General features: G+C 29.8%; 24 protein-coding genes and 1 pseudogene. 8 read left to right on the top strand and 17 right to left on the bottom strand.

The annotated features are described in order from the left end of the window. The 11 genes and pseudogenes from F7018_RS06850 to F7018_RS06800 all read right to left on the bottom strand — a co-directional run. Positions 1–2,324 (bottom strand): annotated as a pseudogene (locus tag F7018_RS06850) (PKD domain-containing protein); the annotation flags it as partial. 52 nt (positions 2,325–2,376) lie between these two features. Further along, entirely contained in the window at positions 2,377–3,225 is an 849-nt protein-coding gene (locus F7018_RS06845) for an ABC transporter permease (RefSeq protein WP_150899271.1), read from the bottom strand. A gap of 16 nt (positions 3,226–3,241) precedes the next feature. Then, on the bottom strand, positions 3,242–4,138 hold the full coding sequence (locus tag F7018_RS06840; RefSeq protein WP_150899270.1) for an ABC transporter ATP-binding protein: 897 nt from the start codon (positions 4,136–4,138) through the stop codon (positions 3,242–3,244). A 126-nt stretch (positions 4,139–4,264) separates the two neighbouring features. After that, on the bottom strand, positions 4,265–4,963 hold the full coding sequence (locus F7018_RS06835; protein ID WP_150899269.1) for a response regulator transcription factor: 699 nt from the start codon (positions 4,961–4,963) through the stop codon (positions 4,265–4,267). 12 nt (positions 4,964–4,975) lie between these two features. Further along, complete coding sequence (locus tag F7018_RS06830) at positions 4,976–6,541, bottom strand: sensor histidine kinase (protein WP_150899268.1); 1,566 nt, start codon at positions 6,539–6,541, stop codon at positions 4,976–4,978. 112 nt (positions 6,542–6,653) lie between these two features. Then, the gene (coaE, locus tag F7018_RS06825) at positions 6,654–7,241 is read right to left on the bottom strand and encodes a dephospho-CoA kinase (RefSeq protein WP_150899267.1); all 588 of its coding nucleotides are present in this window, start codon (positions 7,239–7,241) and stop codon (positions 6,654–6,656) included. 1 nt (position 7,242) lies between these two features. Further along, the gene (locus tag F7018_RS06820) at positions 7,243–8,172 is read right to left on the bottom strand and encodes a CdaR family protein (protein ID WP_175578673.1); all 930 of its coding nucleotides are present in this window, start codon (positions 8,170–8,172) and stop codon (positions 7,243–7,245) included. 76 nt (positions 8,173–8,248) lie between these two features. Then, positions 8,249–8,569: a preprotein translocase subunit YajC gene (gene yajC, locus F7018_RS06815; RefSeq protein WP_150899265.1), complete on the bottom strand. Its 321-nt coding sequence runs from the start codon at positions 8,567–8,569 to the stop codon at positions 8,249–8,251. Beyond that, positions 8,569–9,033 carry a DUF1573 domain-containing protein gene (locus tag F7018_RS06810; RefSeq protein WP_150899264.1) on the bottom strand — a complete coding sequence of 155 codons (465 nt, stop codon included), beginning with the start codon at positions 9,031–9,033 and terminating at the stop codon, positions 8,569–8,571. The genes yajC and F7018_RS06810 overlap by 1 nt, the downstream gene beginning before the upstream one ends. 41 nt (positions 9,034–9,074) lie before the next feature. Further along, positions 9,075–10,013 carry a transcription antitermination factor NusB gene (nusB, locus tag F7018_RS06805; protein ID WP_150899263.1) on the bottom strand — a complete coding sequence of 313 codons (939 nt, stop codon included), beginning with the start codon at positions 10,011–10,013 and terminating at the stop codon, positions 9,075–9,077. A gap of 77 nt (positions 10,014–10,090) precedes the next feature. After that, positions 10,091–11,191 (bottom strand): Glu/Leu/Phe/Val family dehydrogenase, encoded by a 1,101-nt coding sequence (locus F7018_RS06800; RefSeq protein ID WP_150899262.1) that lies wholly within the window; start codon positions 11,189–11,191, stop codon positions 10,091–10,093. A gap of 163 nt (positions 11,192–11,354) precedes the next feature. On the opposite strand from F7018_RS06800, the gene F7018_RS06795 reads away from it, so the two are divergent. Together F7018_RS06795 and F7018_RS06790 are read left to right on the top strand one after the other, a co-directional pair. Beyond that, positions 11,355–13,109, top strand: coding sequence for an ABC transporter ATP-binding protein (locus tag F7018_RS06795; RefSeq protein WP_150899261.1), 1,755 nt, complete (start codon positions 11,355–11,357; stop codon positions 13,107–13,109). Positions 13,110–13,190: 81 nt separating this feature from the next. After that, entirely contained in the window at positions 13,191–13,550 is a 360-nt protein-coding gene (locus tag F7018_RS06790; protein ID WP_150899260.1) for a PUR family DNA/RNA-binding protein, read from the top strand. Between the two features lie 159 nt (positions 13,551–13,709). Here F7018_RS06790 and F7018_RS06785 read toward each other — a convergent pair whose 3' ends face one another. The 3 genes from F7018_RS06785 to F7018_RS06775 are packed head-to-tail and all read right to left on the bottom strand — an operon-like array spanning position 13,710 to position 16,021. Beyond that, entirely contained in the window at positions 13,710–14,756 is a 1,047-nt protein-coding gene (locus F7018_RS06785) for a chorismate-binding protein (RefSeq protein WP_150899259.1), read from the bottom strand. Further along, positions 14,753–15,604, bottom strand: coding sequence for an alpha/beta fold hydrolase (locus tag F7018_RS06780; protein ID WP_150899258.1), 852 nt, complete (start codon positions 15,602–15,604; stop codon positions 14,753–14,755). Before F7018_RS06780 ends, F7018_RS06785 begins: the two co-directional genes overlap by 4 nt. Continuing rightward, positions 15,605–16,021, bottom strand: a complete 417-nt coding sequence (locus F7018_RS06775; RefSeq protein ID WP_150899257.1) for a PaaI family thioesterase — start codon at positions 16,019–16,021, stop codon at positions 15,605–15,607. A gap of 56 nt (positions 16,022–16,077) precedes the next feature. Here F7018_RS06775 and F7018_RS06770 point away from each other — a divergent pair, with 56 nt between their 5' ends. From F7018_RS06770 to F7018_RS06760, 3 genes are read left to right on the top strand one after another with little or no spacing between them, the layout of a single operon-like run. Further along, on the top strand, positions 16,078–16,566 hold the full coding sequence (locus F7018_RS06770; RefSeq protein ID WP_150899256.1) for an IS1096 element passenger TnpR family protein: 489 nt from the start codon (positions 16,078–16,080) through the stop codon (positions 16,564–16,566). A 5-nt stretch (positions 16,567–16,571) separates the two neighbouring features. Beyond that, a complete protein-coding gene (locus F7018_RS06765) occupies positions 16,572–17,192 on the top strand; it encodes an L-threonylcarbamoyladenylate synthase (RefSeq protein WP_150899255.1) in 621 nt (206 codons plus the stop codon). A gap of 52 nt (positions 17,193–17,244) precedes the next feature. After that, entirely contained in the window at positions 17,245–17,925 is a 681-nt protein-coding gene (locus F7018_RS06760) for a ceramidase (protein ID WP_150899254.1), read from the top strand. A 14-nt stretch (positions 17,926–17,939) separates the two neighbouring features. Here the strand turns inward: F7018_RS06760 and F7018_RS06755 are convergent, their stop codons facing one another. After that, entirely contained in the window at positions 17,940–19,043 is a 1,104-nt protein-coding gene (locus F7018_RS06755) for a hypothetical protein (RefSeq protein ID WP_150899253.1), read from the bottom strand. A gap of 118 nt (positions 19,044–19,161) precedes the next feature. On the opposite strand from F7018_RS06755, the gene F7018_RS06750 reads away from it, so the two are divergent. After that, entirely contained in the window at positions 19,162–20,406 is a 1,245-nt protein-coding gene (locus F7018_RS06750) for a hypothetical protein (protein WP_150899252.1), read from the top strand. 2 nt (positions 20,407–20,408) lie between these two features. Here the strand turns inward: F7018_RS06750 and F7018_RS06745 are convergent, their stop codons facing one another. Then, complete coding sequence (locus F7018_RS06745) at positions 20,409–21,407, bottom strand: glycosyltransferase family 2 protein (RefSeq protein WP_150899251.1); 999 nt, start codon at positions 21,405–21,407, stop codon at positions 20,409–20,411. Between the two features lie 47 nt (positions 21,408–21,454). After that, positions 21,455–21,898, bottom strand: coding sequence for a type I restriction enzyme HsdR N-terminal domain-containing protein (locus F7018_RS06740; protein ID WP_150899250.1), 444 nt, complete (start codon positions 21,896–21,898; stop codon positions 21,455–21,457). A gap of 17 nt (positions 21,899–21,915) precedes the next feature. On the opposite strand from F7018_RS06740, the gene holA reads away from it, so the two are divergent. Together holA and F7018_RS06730 are read left to right on the top strand one after the other, a co-directional pair. Continuing rightward, positions 21,916–22,917 (top strand): DNA polymerase III subunit delta, encoded by a 1,002-nt coding sequence (gene holA, locus F7018_RS06735; protein WP_150899249.1) that lies wholly within the window; start codon positions 21,916–21,918, stop codon positions 22,915–22,917. Continuing rightward, on the top strand, positions 22,917–23,495 hold the full coding sequence (locus F7018_RS06730) for a Crp/Fnr family transcriptional regulator (RefSeq protein ID WP_150899248.1): 579 nt from the start codon (positions 22,917–22,919) through the stop codon (positions 23,493–23,495). The genes holA and F7018_RS06730 overlap by 1 nt, the downstream gene beginning before the upstream one ends. The last annotated feature ends 57 nt before the right edge of the window (positions 23,496–23,552 follow it).

Genomic DNA, 23,552 nt, shown 5'->3' with positions numbered 1-23,552 from the left:
CTTACCCAAATAACATCACCATTTGTAACAGGATGTGCAGTAGTATTAGTTATTTCAGCAGTATTATTAATAGCATCATTTTGAGTAGGGTAGTATTTGAATGTTTCATTAGCGTGGTTAGCAGAAATATTCATTTGCGATAATGTAAGGTTGATACTTGTGTTTAAATCAGCATCAGTATCACATTGTCTAATAATTACAGGGTTGTTAACAACAGGTAATGGATTTACAATTAAATTAAAAGATTTAGAAGTATCATTACAAGCAGGGTTATTTTTATTTTCTACCCTAACATAAATCGTTTGAGAATTAACTGTGGCATTTCTGTATGGAGTGTTTTTATCAATTACATCAGTGTTTTTATCTGTGTTAGCACCAGATAATGTAGTATGATAAGAAACTTGATAAGTTGCAGTAGGAAGCGTACCTAGAATTTCATTGTCTTTAGAGTTTAACAAGAAATTATTAAAGAAACCATCTGTGTCTCCACCATTAGCAGTGTCATCACACTCTTCATAATCAATAGGAGTTTGAGGTATGGGGTTTCCTGTTACTACTAATTGAAAAGATTTAATATCGAAACAAGCATTTGGAGCTATTACATTATGCATTCTAGCATAAATAATTTGATTACTAAAAGCCGTTGGATTAGTATATGGGTTTACTATGGCATTATTATTAGAATTAGCATCAGCTTGAGATAGGAAGTATTTTACTTCATATGAGGTAGTGCTTTGCCCATTTAAAACTTGAGGTGTAACAGTGGCTTGTAAGTCAAAAGTGTTAAAACCATCATTGTCAGTATCACAATAGAAAATATCATTTGGTTGTGTTGCAGCTGTGGGTTGATAAATTTCTAGTTTAAAAACACCTTCTAAAGTAGTAGCATTTCCACAATTATCTGTTAAACTAACACTTAGTCTATAATCACCGGCATTAGCAAGAGTTAAATTAGGTAAAGTTAAATTACTGGTAGTAGCAATAGGAGTAGCTCCATTGTTAAAGTACCATTCATAATTGACTGTAGAACCAGCTTGAGGGGTTATGTTTTCAGGAGTAACGGTTAAAGATTCTCCGATACAGTTTTGTTCTGTTAAGTTATTAAGAATTTTACCAGTTGCGCTATCTGTTATTTGTATAGGTAACAATAAAGAGGACAGGAAAGGTGGGAGTCCTTGACTAGCAGTAGCAATACCACCTAAACCAACTGATAAATGAGAGTAATCACAAGCCGTACCTAACTCTTCGGGTTTGTTTATAACACTTATTCTATCGTTTTGATGACTAGTCCAGTAAATTTTACTATCAGGTCCTAATTGTAAAGCTCCTCTAGCATTAAAATACGTATGTACAGTAAACCTAGAACTATTAACTTCAGTCATAGTTTTTTTAGTAACATCAAATTGATATAAATTTTCAGTAGCATTGCTAAATTCTCCAGTTGAAACATACATTCTTCTACTGGAAGCAGAAAATTCTACACCATAAGCACTTTCAAAGTTGGTTGCGATTACCTGTGGAGAGGTTGCATTATTATAATTAGTAACTCTACCTGTTTTGTCATCAAAATTAAAAAGATAGGCTCCACTAGTCATATTAGCTAGTGCTAATTTAGTTCCGTCTGGAGATACTTTTAAATAACCTCTAGGATCATTTATGGATAAACCATTAATGACTGTAATAACAGGATTAGCTGTGTCTACTCCATTTTCATCAACTTTGTAAGCAAAGAACGTGTTTCCAGTAGCAAAAGAAATAACCCAAAAAGTATTACATTCATCTCCTCTTACAGCTGTTACTTTTTCACTCCATTGGTTTTTTAAAGATGAAGTATGTAATTCGACAGGCCCATTTACAATATCTCCAAAACTACCATCTTTGGTCATATCAATGGTATAATACCAAAAACCTTTTTCACCTGCTGTTCCTAATTGAGCACCTACAGTGAAAAGATAATAAATATCCTTTTTTTTAGGTGCTGGTACAGTTAAAGCAGATTGTGAACTTGATGAATCTCCTTTTAATGTTTGTCCACCACTAGTAACGTCAGAAAAAGGCATTGGGACATTATCTCGATTCCAAATGGTTAAATTTCTTGCGTTAGGGCTAGGAGCACCAACATAAAATAATAAATCTCCATTAGCATTTGAAAAAGAAGAACATCCCTCTGTGGTATTTAACTGACTATTGTTTACTGGTACAGGTGTTCCTGAATTGAAATCTAGAGCAGCATTGTTACCAAAATACCAAAAATTTGCTTCTTTTTGAGAATAAATTGATATTGAAACTAATAAAAAGAGTAGTAGTAATGGAGTTTTTTTCATTCTTTTAAGTAATTTTCTGCTAATATAGAACAACTAAACTACTTAAAACGTATTATAAATCTCGTTTTTTTAACAAAAAATATGAAGCATATATAAAAATAGAGGTCCAAACTAATACAATAAAAATGTTTAAAAAGCTAACAGAGTAATCTTTTGTATAGTTTTCTCCTATTTGATTAGCTACAGATTTAACAGCTCCTAATCTAGAAACAGGTTCTTTTATTAAGTTAGCCATTGCTTCCAATGGGAAAAATTGCATGATTGAATCTACAGTTTCACTAGTACTTGTTTTTAAGTCTTTAAAATTCCAAAGTAAATAGCCTTTAAAAATATTCTCAATAATTAGCCATACAATCATTGCAGCTACTGCAAATGCAGATCTTTTAATTAAGATTCCTAAAAACAAACCAAATGAAAAGAATCCAACTAATTTAACAAAGAATGCTATTAAATAACTAAGGTCTGAGAAGATTATTGATAACTCATTAAAATCTGAATATATAGCACCTAAAATTAATGAAATAACAAAAACAAAAAGTGTTGAAACTGCAGCAAAAGCAATAACTGTATAAAATTTAGAAAGAATAAACTCTTTTTTACTTAATCCATCAATCAAGTTTTGTTTTAATGTTTTGTAACTGTACTCGTTGGCCATCATAGAAACTATTACAAGTAATAAAAAGAACTTGAAAATAGCAGCCATATAAGTGTTAAAGTGCCATATATATGGGAAATTGAATATGCCTTGCTCTGCTAAATGGAATTTTATAGGACCAATGTCAAATTTAATAGCTGCAATTAAGGCTATGGAAGTTAATAGTCCAAAATATATGATTGAAAGAACCTTACTGGCTCTATTGTGTTTTAATTTATGAAATTCTATTTGTAAAAGTCGTAACATGGTAAATTGGGTAAGATTAGTTATTGTTCGTTAAGTCTAAGAATTGCTGTTCTAAGCTAGGTTTTCTTTTTACTAAATGAGAAAGTGTTATATTATTTTCAAAAAGAAATTTATTAATTTCAGAAGAAGATAATTCATTATTTAATAAAGCAATAATATGACCGTTTTCTTCTTTAATGTTACCTATTGCCGGGTGCTTTTTTAAGGAATTAATTAAGAACTCGTTATTTTCTGAGTTTAATTCGAAAAAACCATTAGAAGTAGTCATTTCATCAACTCTACCACTATAGAGCTTTACCCCGTTTCTTATTATTAAAACATGCGAACAAACTTTTTCTACTTCATCAAGTAAGTGAGAGGCTAAAAGTATTGTAGTTCCATTTTTAGCAATCTTTTTTATAATCTGACGAATTTCGTGGATTCCTTGTGGGTCTAAACCATTAGTTGGTTCATCTAGAATTAAAATTTCAGGATCATTTAGTAGGGCAGAAGCAATAGCTAATCGTTGCTTCATACCTAAAGAGTAAGTTTTAAACTTGCTGTCTTTTCTGTCAAAAAGATTTACAACTTTTAGTTTCTCTTCAATTTTATCATGAGAAACACCTTTTATTTTACAAATTAGCTGTAAATTTTGAACAGCTGACATATATGGGTAAAAATTAGGACGTTCAATAATTGCTCCAACTTTTTTTAATGCTTCATGAGTAGATAAATTACCATCAAACCAACTGAATTCTCCTGAGGTTTTATTTACTACATTTAAAATAATACCTAGAGTTGTTGATTTACCACTTCCGTTAGGACCTAGAATACCGTAAACGTTACCTTTTTTTATGTCGAAAGATAGGTTGTTAACAGCATGGACGCTCCCATATTTTTTATCAAGGTTTTTTATAGATAAAATTGTTTCCAAATTTGTTTGAGTTTGTTGATTATATGTATTTGACGATTCATTAGAATTATTGTTACAATTTATAAAAAAAGAAAAGACTTCCTAATGAAAGGAAGTCTTTTCTCTTTTGTTTTCTTTGATGTTTTTTTAAGACTTGTCTATTAACCTGAATCCTTCACCGTGGATATTTAAGATTTCAACATTTTCGTCATTCTTTAAATACTTTCTAAGCTTAGCAATATAAACGTCCATACTACGAGAAGTAAAATAATTATCATCTCTCCATATTTTAGTTAAAGCTAATTCACGAGGCATTAAGTCGTTTTTATGAATAGCTAGCATTCTTAAAAGTTTACTTTCTTTTGGAGATAATTTTTGAGTTTCTCCACCATTAAAAGTTAAGTGACGTAATTTAGAGTTAAAATCAAATCCACCTATTTTAAATTCAAACTCATCAGTTTCGTTTGACTTTTCATTTTCTTTTCTTTGTAAGATAGCTTTGATTTTGTGTAATAAAACTTCAGAATCGAAAGGTTTATTTAAATAATCGTCAGCACCCACTTGATAACCTCTTAAAACATCTTCTTTTAAAGTTTTAGCAGTTAAGAAAATTATTGGGATTTCTTTATTGGTTGTTCTAATGTCTTGAGCTAATGAAAATCCATCTTTTCGAGGCATCATTACATCTAAAATACATAAATCATATTCAGCATTTTTAAACATGATTAATCCATCTATACCATCTTTAGCATGTGTAACATTATAGTCGTTTAATGCTAGGTAATCTTTTAGAACAGTTCCGAAATTTGGATCGTCTTCTACTAATAGTATTTTTTTACTCCCCATCTTATTTTAAATTTATATTAATGGTAATTTAACCGTAAACAAGCTTCCTTTGCCTTTTTCACTTTCAACGTGTATTGTCCCTTGGTGGTTATCTATAATCTCTTTTACGTAGGCTAATCCTAAACCATGACCTTTTACGTTGTGAATATTTCCTTTATGTTCTCTATAAAATTTATCAAAAACATATTTTTGAGCATTCCTACTCATTCCTATACCTTTATCTTTTATCTTAAAGATAAAGTATTTATTTGTACTTTCAGTATAAACATCAATTTTTGGTGCACCATCAGAATACTTTAAAGCATTTTCAAGCATATTAACTACCACGTTTGTTAAGTGGAATTGGTTACCTAATATTTCTGTTGAAATAGCTTTAAAATGTGTTGTTACGCTCCCTTTTTTATCATTTATTAATAACTGAATGTGTTCTATAGCTTCTTCAATGATGTCGTGAACATCAATAGCATCCTTACTAATTTCTATTTGATTTTTTTCTAATCTAGAAATTCGTAAAACATTTTCAACTTGTCCATGCATACGTTTGTTTTCGTCACGAATCATTTGAACATAACGTTTCACTTTATCTTGATTCGATATGATCTTAGGGTTTTTAATAGCGTCTAAAGCTAGGTTAATAGTAGCTATAGGTGTTTTAAACTCATGAGTCATATTGTTTATGAAATCTGTTTTGATTTCAGATATTTTTTTCTGACGAATTAGTTGATACAATGAAGCAGAGAAAGCTGCAATAATTATACCAATAAACAATAATGATAAACCTAAAATTTTAACCATTCCAGAAAGTAAGTTTTTACGTTCGTTAGGAAATCTTATGTATAGTTTATATTTACTATTTCCATCATCATCTTCAAATAGAGGGTAACTAGTGTCGTTAGGCTTAATATTGAAATAACCAGATTTTAATTGCGTAGCAAATCCATCTTCATATACACAATATTTAAAATCTTGGGTTATATTCATTTTTGCTAATTCCCGCTTTATTGTTTCGTTTAGCTGTTTGTTGCTAATTCGTTGGTTAATAGGGTATATTCTTTTACTTTCTCTAAATACATGTTCTAATTGTTGTTTGTTCCAATTATCATAAAGTTTAAAAGTTGAAAATTGACTTTCGTTATTGGATCTTCTAAAATCTTTGTTTTCAGATTTTATAATTTGAGAAAAATAAATGTCTTCTTTACCTGTGTAACGCTTAACAATAATAGAGTCATTATTAACAAAATCTCCAGGTATTTTAAAGTTTTCTTCTAAAATAGTACTACCAAAAGAGAATTTTTTCTTGTTGGTTGTATCTATCTGTTGAAACAAGAAAGTCTTTATTTCAGCATCTGTTCTAAATTTATTATTCTCAAAAAAGTCTTTACTATTTTGAACAAATTCTGTGTACTCTCTATCTTTTATACTTTCTGAAGTACCAGCTAAAGCAATAATTACATTATTGTTAAATTGTTGTTGTTTGTTTCTAATGGCATCTTTAATCCAATATACTTGAACAGAGATTATTCCTATTAATGAAATACTCATTAAAACAACAATAAGCATGAAAATTTTCTTACCCATTATTCAAAAATAAATCAATAAAGTGAAGGGATGTTTTCTTTTAACTTAGATTAACAAAGTTAGTGTAAAATTAAGATAATTTTAAGAAAAAGCATTAATTAAACGTAAATTACTATAGGTTTTTTGTTAAATTATTGTGGATTTTTAAGACTTGTTCGTTACTTTTACTAATTGTCAGGTTCTCAATTATATAGTGAGATTGTAGAGTTTTTTTAGTTTGGCTCCATTGATTTTTCATTCTATTCTTTACATCTTCTATGTTTGAATTATCTCTTTTTAGAACACGTTCAATTCTAATGTTTTCAGGGGCAGTTACGGTGATTATTTTATCGCAAATATGATTACTGCCATTTTCAAAAAGAATAGCGTTTTCATAAAGGATGTATTTCTTTTTTGAATTGCTATCGATAAAGTTTTGTAAATGTTTGTGAACAATTGGATGAACAATAGAGTTTAATTTAGCTAACTTACTTTTGTCTTTAAAAACAATATTTGCTAAATATTGTCTGTTTAATTGGTTATTTTGGTAAGTTTCTTCTCCAAATTGGGTAATTAATTGAGATTTAATTTCACTAGAAGAGATCATTAGTTTTTTAGCTTCTTCATCGGCAATATAAACTGCAATGTTTTCAAATTTGGAAAACATTTTTAAGATAGTTGATTTTCCGCTACCGATACCGCCTGTTAATCCTACAACCATATTATTTATGAATTAAAAAATCTATTTTATTTGGAGTAACTCTTACCGAAGAAACCAAATCTGATGAGACAATTAATTTTGGAGTAAGGTAGTTAGTATCGTTATTTTCTACTTGATGATAATTGCATTCAACTTTAAATAAATCTGGAGTGATTTTATTAAAGTTATTTAAACTTACTTTGTAAATTAATTTTACTTTTTTAGGATATATGTTAATACTCTTAGGAGCGTTCTTGACTAAAATAGGAACTTCAACTTCACCTTCTGTAAATTTGTCTACATAAACGTTAACTTTTGCAGAAGTGATATTCGTTTTAATTTCTCCTTCTTTTGGAAAAAGTATAACAGATTGAATGCTTTTGTTTTCTGAGATATTTTCCAAGTTGATTTTTTCAAGCATCAATGAGTTGATGTTTTTTAAAAAAGTTTTATCTCCAGAAATTAAGACACTATCAGGAGTAATAGTAGTAGGGCTAGAGTAATCATAACCTAACTGAAAGGTTGTATTGAGGTTTGCTTTTAAAGGAACTTTCTTTGAATATAATGTTCCTATTTTTAATAAGATACTATCTTTTTGAATTAGAGTTAATTCTGTTCCGGATTTTAATTGATCTTGAATATCTTGAAATATATTTTTTGATAAAAAATAGTAATCATTTGCGCTTTTTTTAGAAAGCTTTTTTAGGCTAAGCTTTATGGGTTTATTAGCAATTTTAGTAGAAATTAAATTAAACCCAGTTCCTTTTATAAGTACAGGTAGTTTTTTTAGAGGAGGGGAGAGCAGTATTTTTTTTTGAGGTAAATCAGTATATACTATTTCTAAGTTTGAAATAGAAGTATATTCTTTAGATAGGTTTATAAGTAGCCAAAAAAGAATAGAAGCTATTAAAAAACCAAAAAAGGTTTTAGGTATGTTGAAAGTTTTATTCAAAATTTAAATATTATGCAATCTACATAAAAAACAAAAAAGTGAGCTTATAAGCTCACTTTTTTAAAATATAGGAATACTATTTTTTCTCTGTAGTATTATATTTTTTACTAAGCTCCATAGAGATAGCTGAGCGTTCAAACTTAATTTTACCAGCTCCAGTTTCAATAGTTACTGTATTATCTGAATCGTTAATTTCGGTAATTTTACCATGAATACCACTAGATGTAACTACTTTAATTCCTTTTTTTATTGTGGTTTGGAATTGTTTTTCTTTTTTCTGACGTTTCATTTGTGGACGAATAATCAGAAAGTAAAAAACACCAATCATAGCAATAAAAGGAAGCATATTCATAATGCTTTCTTGTGAGCTAGCTTGTAAGAATATGGTTGTAAACATTAAGCTTTCTTTTTAGGAGTTACCATACCAGAAATTTTAAGAATTTCTCTTCCTTTTTCTGTATTCGTAGATAATGTTATTGACTTAGATTGTTTATTTGGTTTCCCGTTAGTGTTAAAGCTTACCTTAATATCTCCAGTTTTACCAGGTGCAATAGGGGTTCTTGGCCAAACAGGTACAGTACATCCACAGCTAGCTTGAGCATTAGTAATTACTAAATCTGATTTACCAGTATTTGTAACAACAAAAGTAGTCTCAACAACTTCTCCTTCATTAACGGTACCAAAGTCATATTCTTCTTTGTCAAAAGAAACAGTTGGAGCTCCTAAGCTTATAGAAGTATCTCTCTTTTCTGCTTTCTCAACATTCTCCTTTTTTACTTTTGATGATGCATTTCCTTGACCACAAGAAACTAACATTCCTGTTGAAACGAATAATGCTATTGCTATTGCTATTTTTTTCATTTTAAAAAACATTTAATTTATTCTGTTGTAAAAATAATAAATTATAACAAACCTCTACCTATTTTAACCATCTTATCAGAGGCTAAATAGTCTTTTGCTAATTTATCTAAAACTCCATTTATAAAATACCCACTTTTGTTTGTAGAATAATCCTTAGCTAACTCGATATACTCATTAATACTTACTCTACTAGGTATAGAAGGGAAATGTAAAAATTCAGTAATAGCCATTTTAATAATAATCATATCAATGTCGGCTATTCTATCTGCTTCCCAGTTTGGAGTTTTATCAATAATGTCTTCTTCATATTTATGCTGATTAAGCATTGTCTTTGTAAACAAATTAGATACAAACAATTTATCTTCATTGTCTTTATAAAGACTTCCTAAAATAAAAGGATTTTGTGGTTTCTGTTTGTTTAAAGATTTAATGATCCAAGTGTTTACAAAAGGAATATCATCAATCCAAGAAATCATTTTATCTTCAAAGTAATCAGCTAGCTTTTCATTAGGAGCTACTATTTCTCTAAAAAACTCAATTACAAAAGCTCTATCTACATTATATGAATCTTCAACTGTATTCATGTACTTTTTATACATGTCGCTATTTTGAAGTTCATCTAAAAGGATTTTGATATACTCATCATCAAGTTCCCAATAGTTAAGCTTATTTAATTCCACATAACCTTCTAAGCTAACGCTTTCGTTTAATAGATTAATAAGTCTGTTGTTGATAAATTTTTCGTTAGGATTTAGATCCTCTTTAGTCGCAAGTATTTTCTTTTTTGAAAGTTCAATTCTTTTACGAGCTAATTTTTGTACTTCTACTAATAACTGAAGGTTTAAAACATACAAATCGTACATTTTTTGTATGCTGTGTTTTAAAAACTTTTCTTCCTTCACCAAATCATCACTGTGTGATTGTTGCATCGCATAAACCGATTGCATTACTTTAACTCGAATGTGTCTTCTGTTAATCATTTTAAAGAACTTTAAAAAAAAGAGCGATAGAAATTGTTTCTAACGCTCTGCAAAAGTAAAACTTTTTTGTTTTTTATCTAGCTATTTTGCTCTTTTTTACGTGCATCAATTCTAGATTGTGCAATATTGAAAGCAGCTTGATGTGTAGTGATATTTTCTTTTTCTGCTAAATTGAAAATCTCTAATGTTGTATTGTAAATGTTTTCAGTTCTTTTTAAGCTTTCAGCTTTGTCATAACCAACTACTTCTGCATAAACATTAATAATTCCACCAGCATTAATTAAGAAGTCAGGAGCATAAGCAATTCCTTTTTCTTGTAATAATTTACCGTGTTTTAATTCGTTTGCTAATTGATTGTTAGCAGCACCAGCAATAACTTTAGCTTTTAATTGAGAAATACTCTCATCGTTTACTGTAGCACCTAAAGCACATGGAGCATAGATGTCGATATCTAAACCGTAAATATCGTTTCCTAATACTACGTTTGCACCGTACTTTTTACTTAACTCTTCTAAACGAGCTTCGTTAATATCATTTAAGATAACTTGAGCACCTTCATCAGTAATATGCTTAACTAAAGTTTCTCCAACGTGACCAACACCTTGTACTAATACTTTTTTACCATCTAAGTTTTCAGAACCAAACTTATATTTAGAAGCAGCTTTCATTCCCATATATACTCCGTAAGCAGTAACAGGAGAAGGGTTTCCAGATCCACCAATTGCTTCAGAAACACCAGTTACATGTGGAGTAACTTCACGGATAATATCCATATCGCGAGTTTCCATCCCAACATCTTCAGCAGTAATATATTTTCCGCTTAAAGAATTTACATACTCACCAAACTTACGCATTAAAGCATCGTTCTTTTGAGTCTTAGCATCCCCAATAATAACAGCTTTACCTCCACCAAGGTTTAATCCAGTAATAGCCGATTTATATGTCATCCCACGAGATAAACGTAAAACATCATTTAACGCTTCCCACTCGCTTTTATATTGCCACATTCTAGTACCACCTAAAGCAGGCCCTAAAGTTGTGTTATGAATACCAATTATTGCTTTTAATCCTGTATCTTCGTCGTTGCAAAAAACAATTTGCTCGTGATTATCGAAAGAAAGTTGACCAAATACTGGGTCATTCTTAAGATCTTTAGTATCAATGATTTCTGATGTCATTTTTAGTTGTTTTTTAATTTGAGACTGTTTTATAAATCTCAAAAATTCGAGTGCAAAAGTAAGAAATCGTCAAAACATAAGCAAAAAAAGAGAACTAAATTATGTTATTATTAACAAAAAGCATTTGTTAGTTTAATTTTTTTATTTAAACATAAATTTAAAATTGAAAGCATTACAATATCTTAATAAATACTTTGTAAAATATAAATGGAGATTACTTTTAGGAGTGTTAATTACAATATTATCTAAAATCTTAACACTTAAAATTCCAGATTTTGTTGGAGATTCTCTTAATGTAGTAGAAGATTATCAGTTGGGCAAGTTAGCAGAACTATCTGAGGTTAAAACTATACTACTTAATAATATATTATTGATTGTTGGTGTAACTTTACTAGGAGGTTTTTTTACTTTCTTAATGAGGCAGACGATTATTGTAATGTCACGTATGATTGAGTTTGACTTAAAAAACGAAATCTATCAACAATATCAAAACCTATCGATTAACTTTTATAAAAAGAATAGAACAGGTGATTTAATGAATCGTATTAGTGAAGATGTATCTAAAGTACGTATGTATTTTGGTCCAGCTATTATGTATTCATTAAATATGATTATATCTTTTATTATTGGTTTTACTCAAATGTATGCAATTTCGCCAAAGCTTACTTTTTACACCATGATTCCATTTCCAGTGTTATCGATATCAATTTTTATATTGAGTAAGCAAATTAATAAAAGAAGTACAATTGTTCAGCAGTATTTATCGAAGTTAACAACGTTTAATCAAGAGTTCTTTTCAGGAATTAATGTTGTAAAATCATATGGAATAGAAAAAGAAGTGATTACTTCATTTGATGAGATTGCAAACCAGAGTAAAGAAAAGAATATTGATTTGTATAAAGTTCAAGCTTTGTTTTTCCCTCTTATGATATTGTTAATAGGAATTAGTAATATTATTGTATTGTATATAGGAGGAACACAATACATTGCTGGAGAAATTCAAGTGGGGGCTATTGCAGCTTTTGTTATGTATGTAAATATTCTTACTTGGCCAGTGGCGGTAGTTGGTTGGGTTACTTCTATGGTGCAACAAGCAGAGGCTTCACAACAAAGGATTAATGAATTCTTAGAGCAGGTCCCAGAAATAGAAAATACAGTTGAAGAACCTACAGAAATAAAAGGAAAGGTAGAGTTTAAAAAAGTATCGTTAACTTATGATGATACTGGTATTACTGCGTTGAAAGGTGTAACTTTTACTATAAATGCAGGAGAAACCTTAGCTATATTAGGAAAAACAGGAAGTGGAAAATCTACAGTAATAAATCTGATTTCACGCTTATATGATGTAACAGAAGGTGAAGTGTTAATTGATGGTGAAAATATTAAAACTCGTAATTTAAATGATGTTAGAAGTCAAATAGGTTTTGTGCCTCAAGATCCATTTTTATTTTCAGATACAATAGAAAACAATATAAAGTTTGGTAAAGAAAATGCTTCTGAAGAAGAAATAGTAAAAGCAGCTAAAAATGCTGTAATTCACGATAATATCATTGGTTTTAAAGACGGTTATAAAACTATTTTAGGAGAAAGAGGAGTAACGCTTTCAGGAGGACAAAAACAACGTACTTCTATAGCAAGAGCCATTATAAAAGACCCTAAAATTTTAATTTTTGACGATTGTTTATCGGCAGTAGATACAGAAACAGAAGAACAAATTTTATCAAACTTAGAAAGAATATCTAGCGATAAAACTACAATTATTATAAGTCACAGAGTTTCATCAGCTAAGAATGCAGATAAAATTATAGTTTTAGATGAAGGAAATATAATTCAGCAAGGTATTCATAATCAATTAATAGAAGAAGAAGGATATTATAAAGAATTATACGAACAACAACTTTTAGAAAAAGAAATGTAGTGTTTCGTATTGTCAAGTCAAATATTTTGTTAGATTTGTTGAGCAATTCTAAGTAAACAACTATTATTTAAGAAACGAATTATGAGCGAGAGAGTAGAACAAGAAGAAATTTTTTCACAAGTTTTAAGAGCAGGGAGAAGAACGTACTTTTTTGACGTTAGGTCTACAAAAGCGGATGATTATTATTTAACTGTGACTGAAAGTAAGAAATTTACTCATGATGATGGTTCTTTCCACTATCAAAAGCACAAGATTTATTTATATAAAGAAGACTTTTCTGACTTTAAAGAAATGTTGAACAAAGCAACTGACTTTATCGTAAACGAAAAAGGTTCTGAAGTAATTAGTGAGCGTCACCAGAAAGATTATAAAAAAGAAGAAGTAGCAGAAGCAAAAGCATCTACAGAAAGCTTTACTGACGTTTCTTTCGAAGATATTTAAGCAGAAGAAACTGTTTAGCGTTTAATATTTAGCGTAAAGGAATTTTATGCTTTTAATTGAATGCTTAAAAAAATCAATTCAAATTCAATTTACACAAGAAAACCACCATTGAAATCAACATCAATAGGTGGTTTTTATTTTTGCCAAAAGGAAGTAAGTTTATAAAACTTTCCTCATAGTTGAAGTTTTAGCAACTGTTTCCTTCCATTCATTTTCAGGATTACTATCTAATGTAATTCCACCACCAATAAAAACAAATGCTGAATTATTTTTAATCTCCATGCATCTTAGATTTACAAAGAGTTCTGATGTATTTTGGTTATTGTTGGTTAAATTCAATTCACCTAAAAAGCCAGTATAAAAGCTTCGGTTGTAATTTTCATTATCTAAAATGAATTTTTTTGAAGGCTCTAAAGGTAAACCACAAACAGCAGGAGTAGGGTGTAAGGCTTTTATTAATGTTGAGTTTTCAGCGTTTATAGTTCCTCTGATAACAGAACGTAAGTGTAATAAATTTCCAGCTTTAATAGTTTCAGTTTTAGAAATTTTAATCTCCTTAGAAATTTTTGAAACTCTATCATTTATATAGTCAGTTACAAATTGTTGTTCTTCTATTTCTTTTGTCTTCCAAGTAACATCAGTAGTACCATTAAAAACTTGTGTTCCTGCTAGTGACATTGTTTTGAAATGAGTACCTTCAATTTTAACTAATGTTTCAGGGGTTGCACCTAACCACATACCAACTTTAGGATGATACCATAAATAAGTAAAAGCGCTAGGATAGTTTACCAAAAGTTTCTGAAAAGTTTCAATAGCGTTAAAAGAATTAAGTTTAACTTCTTCTTTTCTTGATAAAACAACTTTTTTAAACAGGTTATCACTAATAGCTTTTACACCTTTTTCAACTAATTCAATATGTTCTTTTTTAGAAGAATTGTTTGAATCAAACTCTTTTTGCTGAGATATTTTAATATTTAAATCTATTTCTCCTTGAAAAAAAGACGATTCTGTTTCAGGAATTAAAATAGCAGAGTTATTATTGTCAAAAGGAGCAAAAACAAATCCACTCTCTGTGTAATTTTCAGAAGTGTATAAAGTATCGTTTTTTTGAAACCAAGCTTTTAGTTTTGTTGTGCCTGATTTTCTATAAATAACAAAAGGAAGCCCGTTTTCTAATGCTTTTTTTGTTGCTGAGAATATATTCAATCTATTTGATTTAGTAGTTGTTGTTTAATTTCGTTAAAGTTGCTCCAAATAAATCCATGTCCAGCATCTTTAATAGAAATTAATTTAAATTGTTCTTTGGGGAACTGTTGTTCTAAAAAAGTTGAGTTTTCATAAGGAACAATCCAATCGTTAGATCCATGAATACTTATAACTTTATTAGGGGAAGATTTCCAATTGTTTTCAAACTTTTGTAAATCTTTTTGATGAGACATTTTTTCTTTCGAAGCTTCTTGCCATATATCAGGAATTAACCATCTAGTTAATTTTGATTTGTATAAATTAACAGCCCAAGGCATTGGCTCTACTTTACTGTAAACGGCTGGAGCTAATAAAATTGTTTTATTAATTTTTTCTTTAATAGCTAAAGCAATTGGTCCACCATAAGAGTAACCAACTAATATTGTTTTTTGATGATCTAAGCCCTGAATAATATGTTGTAGCATATCGCGTTCAAAAGCAATACTTTCTTGTACAGGATTTGCATCTTTATAATTATATCCAATTCTATCGTATGAAATCATATTTACCTTGCTTAAAAGTAAACTGTCTTTCATATATTCAATAAAATCGGTAGATGAACCAATAGTTCCGTGAACAAATACAAGTGTAGGTAAAGTAGTGTCCTTTTGTATAGTTAGTTTTCGGAATTTATAGTTTTTAAATGTATCGTGAGAAATAACAGGCTTTACATTACTGTTTTTAAAACTGTCTGTAACTTCTTTATCAGACTTAGGAGCTGTAAAACTTGAAAATAAATAGTAAAGAACTAAAAGAGCTATAAAAAGAATAACTCCCATAATTTTTAATATTTTTTTTAATAATGTCATTTACTTTTTATCTAAAACAATGTTGGTTATTTTACATAAAGAAATTAAAGTATCTTCTTCATCTACCACTCTAACTTCCCATAAATGAGTAGTTTTTCCTTTATGAATAGCTTTTGCAGTGGCAAAGACAGTTCCTGTCTTTTTACTTTTTAAATGATTAATGCTTAGTTCAATACCCTTTACTATTTTATTAGGATCTTTTAAGAAAAAAGCAGAAGCAGAACTACCAACAGTTTCAGCTAAAGCAGCAGTGGCTCCTCCGTGCAATAATCCATAAGGTTGATGAACTTTTGGGTTTACAGGCATCTTAGCGGTAATAAAATCATCACCAAAATTAATAAATTCAATAGCTAAAGTTTCCATTAAGGTGTTCTTATTGTAGCTATTAAGTATATTTAGAGATTCTTGCTTATTCATTTTACTAAAATTATCATTCAAAAATACGTATTTTTGTGGCTACTAAAAATGATAGAATGTATAAAGTACGCGTAATTTTAGATACAGAAGAAGATGTAATCAGAACCTTAACAGTTAACGAAGGAAAATCGTTAGAAGATTTACATTTTGAAATATCAAAATCATTTGGTTTTGATGGTCAGGAAATGGCCTCTTTTTACCGTACAGATGAAGGTTGGAACCAAGGAGAAGAAATTCCTTTATTTAACATGGCTGAAGCTGGAGAAGGACTGTCAATGGCTACTTGTGTTTTAAAAGAGGAATTACCAAGTAATAATGATAAGCTAATTTATGTTTATGATTTTTTACAAATGTGGACTTTCTATGTTGAAGTAATAGAACAGTCTAATGAAGTGGTTAATGAAGCAAAAACAATTTTGTCGGTAGGAGAAGTACCAGCAGAAGCACCAGATAAAGAATTTAAAGCGGATGATTTGACAAAAGATTTAGACGACGAGTTTAATGATTTTGAAAGTTTAGATGATTTCGATTTTGATAATTATTAAAAAATATGGCACAATTCATAAAACTATATAGCGATAACCCAAGTCCAAAACAAATAGAAAAAGTTGTAGATGTACTACAAAAAGGAGGCTTGGTAATTTATCCAACAGATACTGTTTATGGATTAGGCTGCGATATTACCAATACAAAAGCACTAGAAAAAGTTGCAAAAATTAAAGGTGTTAAATTAGAAAAAGCAAACTTTTCATTTGTTTGTAATGATTTGAGTCATTTATCAGATTATGTAAAACAAATAGATACACCAACTTATAAAATTTTAAAAAGAGCTTTACCAGGGCCTTATACCTTTGTATTACCTGGAAGTAATTCTTTACCAAAGGTTTTTAAGAAAAGAAAAACAGTAGGTATTCGTGTTCCAGATAACAACATAGCAAGAGCCATTGTTGAAGCTTTAGGAAATCCTATTGTATCAACATCTATTCATGATGAGGATGAAGTATTAGAATATACTACGGATCCTGAATTAATTTATGAAAAATGGCAAAACATAGTAGACGTAGTAGTTGATGGAGGCTATGGAGATAATTATGCATCTACTGTTATTGACTTAACTACCAGTGAACCAGAGGTTATTCGTGAAGGAAAAGGAAGTTTAGACATTTTGTAAATAAACGATTATTTTCTTATCTTGTTGTAAATGAGATAGATGATGTTTATTTATGACGATACTTTACTGTTTACTAGAGCAATTTCCAAACGATAGCGGGCCAATTTACCAAGAAACAATAGCAGGCAGAATGCCTGTTGAACCTTTCAATACGTTTAGCAACCTAATTTTTTTAGCAATCATATATTATTTAGGTAAGAAAATATATGAAAGTAAAAAACAGCACTTATTTTTACTAAGCTGTTTGCCCATTATTTTTATAAGTTGGGTAGGAGGAACTGTCTATCATGCAACTAGAAGCCATGAGTTTTGGATTATGTTAGATTGGATTCCTATTATGTTATTAAGCTTAATGGGAGTAGTCTTTTTTATCTTTAAAGTAAAGAAAGGATGGAAATCCCGATTATTAATTATTACTTCAATAATAGTATTATCCATTTTACCAAGGATGTTACCAATTCCTGAAGAGTATGACTCGTCAGTAAATTATTTAATCACAGCCATATCACTAGTAGGTCCAATTTTTTGGTATTTATATTTAACTCATTGGAAACACGCGAAACTAATGATATTGGCATGTGTTATATTTTTGATAGCAGTGTTTTTTAGAACTTTAGATAACCTAGCTATCATATTACCTATGGGAACTCATTGGCTATGGCATACATTTGGAGGTATTTCGGTATTCTTTTTACTTTATTATATCTATAAAGATGAAGAAGGCTTAGCATAAAGTCGAGAATTCTATTACTCAATAATTTTAACGTGCTTACCATCTTTAAATCGTCCAGTAATTAACCAACCACCAAAGTCTTCAGAAACAGCCATAACTAACGTGTTTTTTCCTTTTTTAAGAGGCAAGTAAATAGCATCAAAAAGTCCTACAGTTCCTAAATATCTGTAATCTCTAGATCGCCACCTATTAGTTCCTCTATATATAGGTTTTCCATTCAGAAAAGCTACAACACGATCACTATAGCCAAATTCGAAAATTTTAGTTTGAACCTTATCAGAGTAGATGTCAATTTTAGCAAAAACAGTATTACCTGGTTTTCCATCCCTTAGTTGAACTACTCTAGAAATATTAGCAGCAGTACCTTCCTCGATTTCAGTAGTACCAATCCATTTTCTAGAATTTAAAAGTGATTTAAAGTTGTTTAAGTTATCAAGTTGTTTTTCTTCAAGCTTATTAGATACTTTCCATTTAGAAACAAGGTTTTTAATAGGTTTTCTATCTAATGGTGAAAAATCGATAATCTCAGATTTATTAGGAGTTATTTTAATATTAGCCAAATGCAAACCACTTGAATTTCCGCCTCTAAAACTAATTCCACCTTCTTGAGTTGGGTTAAACAAGTTCCAAGATAAGTTAGGCTTGTCGGAATAGTCTAAATATACTTGTGCTTTGTTCTCATTTACTATAAGTTTAACATGTGTCCAATCGTCAAATTTATATTTATAAGGAAATGAATACTTTTTACCAAAGTACAATTGCCAAGGACTAATTCCTTTTGTAGTTGGAGCAGCTTGATTTGCATCTGGTTTTCCAGATAAATGTGGTCTCATATACCATTGTTCAGAATCTAAGCTTTTGGTAGTTCTAAAATAAACACCTGGAAAAGCTGGTTCTTCTTTTAAGAAAATATCAAACTCTATAGTTCCATTTAAGAAGGTTTTATCTTTTAGAGTTATAGATCCAGCTTGTAAGTAAATAGCATCTTTGCCTTTGTAGTTTTCAATAATATAAGACTTCGCTTTGATATCCCAATTAATAGTGTCTAAAGGAATGTGATTTTGAGAATATCCAAAGTAGGTAACGAATAATAGAATGGCTAATAATCTTGAGTTCATGATTAATGTGTTTAATTTTTACTCAAAAGTCTAAAAAGTTATTTTTCAGGGAGAAACAAACATGTTCAAGTTCATTCATAGTTGTTCAAGTGGTAATTTTTGGTGATTTTTGTAGTGAATGAATACCTTTAAAGAACATACCGAATTACAAAAGTGCTTAAGCCTAATAGAAGAGAAGCTAAATTGGGGAGACTCTAAATTATGGCATAATGATGTTTTTACAGAATTGAGTGAAAAGATTCATGAAGAAACAAAAGTGTTATTAAGTGCCACTACCTTAAAAAGAGTTTGGGGAAGAGTTAATTATAAGAGTACTCCAAGTATTAGTACGCTAAATGCTTTGGCTCAATTTGCAGGTTATGTAAATTGGAGAGATTTTAAGAATGCTAAAAAAGAGTCGAAACTTACCTTTTATCAAAAAACAGTTTCTGCTAACTTTCGAGTTATTATGTTTTCAGCATTTATTATTGCTATATTGTTTATATCAATACTAGCTATGTCAAATAATAAAAGTGCAGAAGCTAAAGATTATTCTAAAATCCTTTTTAAAAGTAAACCAACTGTTGAAGGTTTACCTAATTCAGTAATTTTCGATTTCAATTTAGAAGGAGTCACTTCTAATGATATTTTAATTCAACAATATTGGGATACTTCTAAAACAATAGAAATTAATAAAGATCAAACACAAGCTACAGGACAATACTATTATCCAGGTTATTTTAGAGCTAAGTTGTTAATAGATAATGAAATTATTAGAGAGCACGATTTATTTATAAAAACAAAAGGTTGGATGGGTACCATAGACTATAAACCTATACCAAAGTATTTTGATCAGGGGCAAGTAAAAGTCAAAAATGCATTAGCTTTTTCAAAAGAGGTGTTTGAAGAAATTAGTGGCAATGAAAAACCGGTAAATTCTACTTTTCACTTTGTAGATGATTTAGGAGGTTTCTCGGGAGATAATTTTCAATTGGAAAGTGAAATTAAAAGTACATTTAATGAGAAATGGGGCGTTTGTCAGAAAACAACCCTGATTATTATTGGTACAAAAAGCGCTTTTTTAATTCCTTTTTCGATTACAGGTTGTGCTTCAGAAATGAATTTAATGTTGAGTGATGTATACTTGGAAGGTAAAAAGAACGACTTGTCTGCATTAGGTACGGATTTGTCAGATTTCAGAAAAATTAAGGTACTGAATCAAAATAAAAAAGTAAGTGTTTTTATTGATAGTACTCAAGTGTATACAAAAGTTTATAAAGAGTCTATAGGAACAATTGTGGGAGTTCGTTTTAGGTTTAAAGGAGTAGGAGAAGTTAAGGATTTTAGACTATCTAACTTAGAAGGGAATAAAATATTAGAATAAACCTAACGTAGATTTTCAAATTTCTTTCTTCTTAAACCAAAGTATTGCCAAACAATCGAGGTATGTAAGTTATAATTAGACTTTTTCTGAAGCGTTTTACGTTTGTTTAAAAACTTAAAAAAGTTCTTGTAAAAGCTAAAGTGTGCTTTTAAAATAGCCCATGTATGTATAGGTCTTAATTCAAGCATAAATTTTAGTCCAGCAACACCATCTAAAATTAAACGAGAAAAAACAACAAACAAGAACCATTGTTTAGGTACATTTTTAACAATGTTAAGTAAACTGTTTCTAAAGTTTAAAAAAGTTTTATGAGGATTACTTTCTTGTAAAGTAGCTCCACCAACATGATAGACTGTAGAGCTTCCTACATATTTAATAGTATAGCCTTCATTTTGAGCACGCCAACATAAGTCAATTTCTTCTTGATGAGCAAAATAGTCTTCATCAAAACCATGTAATTTATGGTATACTTCAGAACGTATAAATAAACAAGCACCAGAAGCCCAAAAAATAGAAGTTGTATCATTGAACTGACCGTTATCGGTTTCTAAATGGTTGAAAACTCGACCACGGCAATAAGGATAACCATATAAATCAATAAAACCACCACCAGCACCAGCGTATTCGAATTTAGTTTTGTCCTTAAAATCTAATAGCTTAGGTTGAATAATAGCAGTGTTTTCCTCTTCTTTAAAAGTTTTTAAAATAGGAGTTAACCAATTTTCGGTAACTTCAATATCAGAGTTTAGTAAACAATAAATGTCTGCATCTATATGTTGTAAAGCGTCATTATACCCTTTAGCGTATCCGCCATTCTCTTTGTTTTCAACAATTTTAACACTAGGGTAATGCTCTTTTACAAAAGCAATAGAGTCATCAGTAGAGGCATTGTCAGCAACATAAACTTTGGCTTCATTAGAGCTAAAATTTACGACTGATGGTAAAAACTGTTCTAACAATTTTTTACCGTTCCAATTTAATATGACGATTGCAGTTTTCAAGACGGCAAAAATACACTTTTAAAGTGATTAAGTGATGCAATAATTTGTTAATTATAAGAAGGAATATCCCTTAAAAACACATAGGTTTCGTTTTCTTTATCCAAACTACAATAATAATGTTCCAAACCATTGGTAATGACAAGATAGTTGGCATCTAACTTAAGATTGTATCGAGCTATTTGGTCAAAAGTATCTTGTGTTATTTTAACAGAAGGTGCTTTACATTCAACAATAATGTTTGGTTTTCCGTTAGAATTAAAGATTAAAATATCAGTTCTTTTCTTTCTGTTATTTATAGTAAGCTGTTTTTCAATAGCTATTAAAGAAACAGGGTAGTTTTTTTCCTTAACCAAGTACTCAACAAAATGTTGACGCACCCATTCTTCGGGAGTTAATACCACATATTTTTTTCTTAAATTATCGAAAATAAGCATCTTATTTTCGTTACTTTTGGTCTTGAATGTATAGCTAGGAAGATTGAGCTTTTGCATAAATCAAAAGTAAGAAAATGAACGAAATAAAATCCATCATATCTGATATAAAAGAAGGGAACCTAAAGCCTATTTACTTTTTAATGGGAGAAGAGCCTTATTATATTGATAAAATTTCTGATTATATAGAAGAAAACGTACTTGAAGAATCTGAAAAAGGATTTAACCAAGTAGTAATGTATGGTAGAGACGTTTCTATGGAAGAAATTGTTTCTTCAGCAAAGCGTTTTCCAATGATGGCAGAGCGTCAAGTAATTATAGTAAAGGAAGCGCAAGATTTAAGTCGTACAATAGATAAGATTGAAGCCTATGCAGCCAATCCACAACCTACAACGGTATTGGTATTTAACTATAAGTACAAGAAGTTAGACAAGCGTAAGAAATCATATAAAACCATTGCTAAAAATGGATTGATATATGAAAGTAAAAAACTGTATGAAAATCAAGTAGCCGATTGGATTCGTAAGGTTTTAGGAGGGAAGAAGTACAATATAGAACCAAAAGCTTCTCAAATGTTGGTGGAATTTTTAGGAACTGACTTGAGTAAAATATCTAATGAGTTAGATAAATTAATCTCTGTTTTACCTAAAGAAACGATTATAACCGATAAGCATATTGAAGAGAATATAGGGATCTCAAAAGACTTCAATAACTTTGAGTTACGAAAAGCAGTAGGGCAAAAAGATGTAGTAAAAGCGAATAGAATAATCAACTACTTTGCACAGAATCCAAAGAACAATCCATTGGTAATGACTATTTCCTTATTAAATAGCTTTTTTACACAGTTATTAATGTATCATGGATTGCAAGACAAATCAAAAGCATCGGTAGCAAAGAACTTGGGAGTTAATCCTTACTTTGTTGACGATTATAGCTCAGCAGCTCGCAACTACCCAATGCGTAAAGTATCACAAATTATAGCCTTATTAAGAGAGGCTGATGTAAAGAGTAAAGGAGTAGGAGCTAACCAATCGCATGCTGATATTTTAAAAGAGTTGTTATTTAAAATTTTACATTAATGGAACCAATTACTGTGCTTACTCATGAGTTTAAAGATTTGTTATTATCTAAAGAGGAGCAACAAGTAATTTTTTCAGGATATCAACTTATTAAAGTAAAAAAGGGCGATTTCTTAATCAATTCAGGAAAAATAGTCAATCATTATTATATAGTAGAAAAAGGATTTTTACGTTCGTTTGTTATAGATGTAAAAGGCAATGAAGTAACTACTAACTTTTATGGTAAGGGAGACATTGTTTTGGAAGAAACTTCTTTTTTCTTAAGAACTCCGACCAAAGAGTATATACAAGTAATGGAAGATGCTGAGTTGTTGGCTAAAGACTTTGATACATTTCAAGAACATTTTAATTTCTCAGAAAAGTATAGAGAATGGGGAAGAGCTCATTTATCAAAAAACTTTTTTGAATTTAAACAAAGAAGTTTGGCTATGATTACAGAAACAGCCAAAGAACGATATCAGGATTTGGTAGAGAACTCTCCAGATATTATTCAAAAAGCTTCCTTAAAACACATTGCTTCTTTTTTAGGAATTACCGACACTTCACTAAGTAGAATTAGAAAAGAAATCATTCAATAGTATTTCTTGTCATATGGCAAGTTTTTAACAGATAGGGGAGTGTATTTTTGAGTAAAA

This window comes from Tenacibaculum aiptasiae (assembly GCF_008806755.1).
Taxonomy (GTDB): Bacteria; Bacteroidota; Bacteroidia; order Flavobacteriales; family Flavobacteriaceae; genus Polaribacter; species Polaribacter aiptasiae.
The sequence above is the reverse complement of the archived record's forward strand: the minus strand, read 5'-3'. Positions and strand labels throughout refer to the sequence as shown.

What these genes read in the sequence shown, in the direction of transcription:
- F7018_RS06845 (WP_150899271.1), bottom strand. Translation starts at nt 3,225, where the DNA reads ATGTTACGACTTTTACAAATAGAATTTCATAAATTAAAACACAATAGA.
- F7018_RS06835 (WP_150899269.1), bottom strand. Translation starts at nt 4,963, where the DNA reads ATGGGGAGTAAAAAAATACTATTAGTAGAAGACGATCCAAATTTCGGA.
- F7018_RS06830 (WP_150899268.1), bottom strand. Translation starts at nt 6,541, where the DNA reads ATGGGTAAGAAAATTTTCATGCTTATTGTTGTTTTAATGAGTATTTCA.
- coaE (WP_150899267.1), bottom strand. Translation starts at nt 7,241, where the DNA reads ATGGTTGTAGGATTAACAGGCGGTATCGGTAGCGGAAAATCAACTATC.
- yajC (WP_150899265.1), bottom strand. Translation starts at nt 8,569, where the DNA reads ATGTTTACAACCATATTCTTACAAGCTAGCTCACAAGAAAGCATTATG.
- F7018_RS06810 (WP_150899264.1), bottom strand. Translation starts at nt 9,033, where the DNA reads ATGAAAAAAATAGCAATAGCAATAGCATTATTCGTTTCAACAGGAATG.
- nusB (WP_150899263.1), bottom strand. Translation starts at nt 10,013, where the DNA reads ATGATTAACAGAAGACACATTCGAGTTAAAGTAATGCAATCGGTTTAT.
- F7018_RS06800 (WP_150899262.1), bottom strand. Translation starts at nt 11,191, where the DNA reads ATGACATCAGAAATCATTGATACTAAAGATCTTAAGAATGACCCAGTA.
- F7018_RS06790 (WP_150899260.1), top strand. Translation starts at nt 13,191, where the DNA reads ATGAGCGAGAGAGTAGAACAAGAAGAAATTTTTTCACAAGTTTTAAGA.
- F7018_RS06780 (WP_150899258.1), bottom strand. Translation starts at nt 15,604, where the DNA reads ATGACATTATTAAAAAAAATATTAAAAATTATGGGAGTTATTCTTTTT.
- F7018_RS06775 (WP_150899257.1), bottom strand. Translation starts at nt 16,021, where the DNA reads ATGAATAAGCAAGAATCTCTAAATATACTTAATAGCTACAATAAGAAC.
- F7018_RS06770 (WP_150899256.1), top strand. Translation starts at nt 16,078, where the DNA reads ATGTATAAAGTACGCGTAATTTTAGATACAGAAGAAGATGTAATCAGA.
- F7018_RS06765 (WP_150899255.1), top strand. Translation starts at nt 16,572, where the DNA reads ATGGCACAATTCATAAAACTATATAGCGATAACCCAAGTCCAAAACAA.
- F7018_RS06760 (WP_150899254.1), top strand. Translation starts at nt 17,245, where the DNA reads ATGACGATACTTTACTGTTTACTAGAGCAATTTCCAAACGATAGCGGG.
- F7018_RS06755 (WP_150899253.1), bottom strand. Translation starts at nt 19,043, where the DNA reads ATGAACTCAAGATTATTAGCCATTCTATTATTCGTTACCTACTTTGGA.
- F7018_RS06750 (WP_150899252.1), top strand. Translation starts at nt 19,162, where the DNA reads ATGAATACCTTTAAAGAACATACCGAATTACAAAAGTGCTTAAGCCTA.
- F7018_RS06740 (WP_150899250.1), bottom strand. Translation starts at nt 21,898, where the DNA reads ATGCAAAAGCTCAATCTTCCTAGCTATACATTCAAGACCAAAAGTAAC.
- holA (WP_150899249.1), top strand. Translation starts at nt 21,916, where the DNA reads ATGAACGAAATAAAATCCATCATATCTGATATAAAAGAAGGGAACCTA.
- F7018_RS06730 (WP_150899248.1), top strand. Translation starts at nt 22,917, where the DNA reads ATGGAACCAATTACTGTGCTTACTCATGAGTTTAAAGATTTGTTATTA.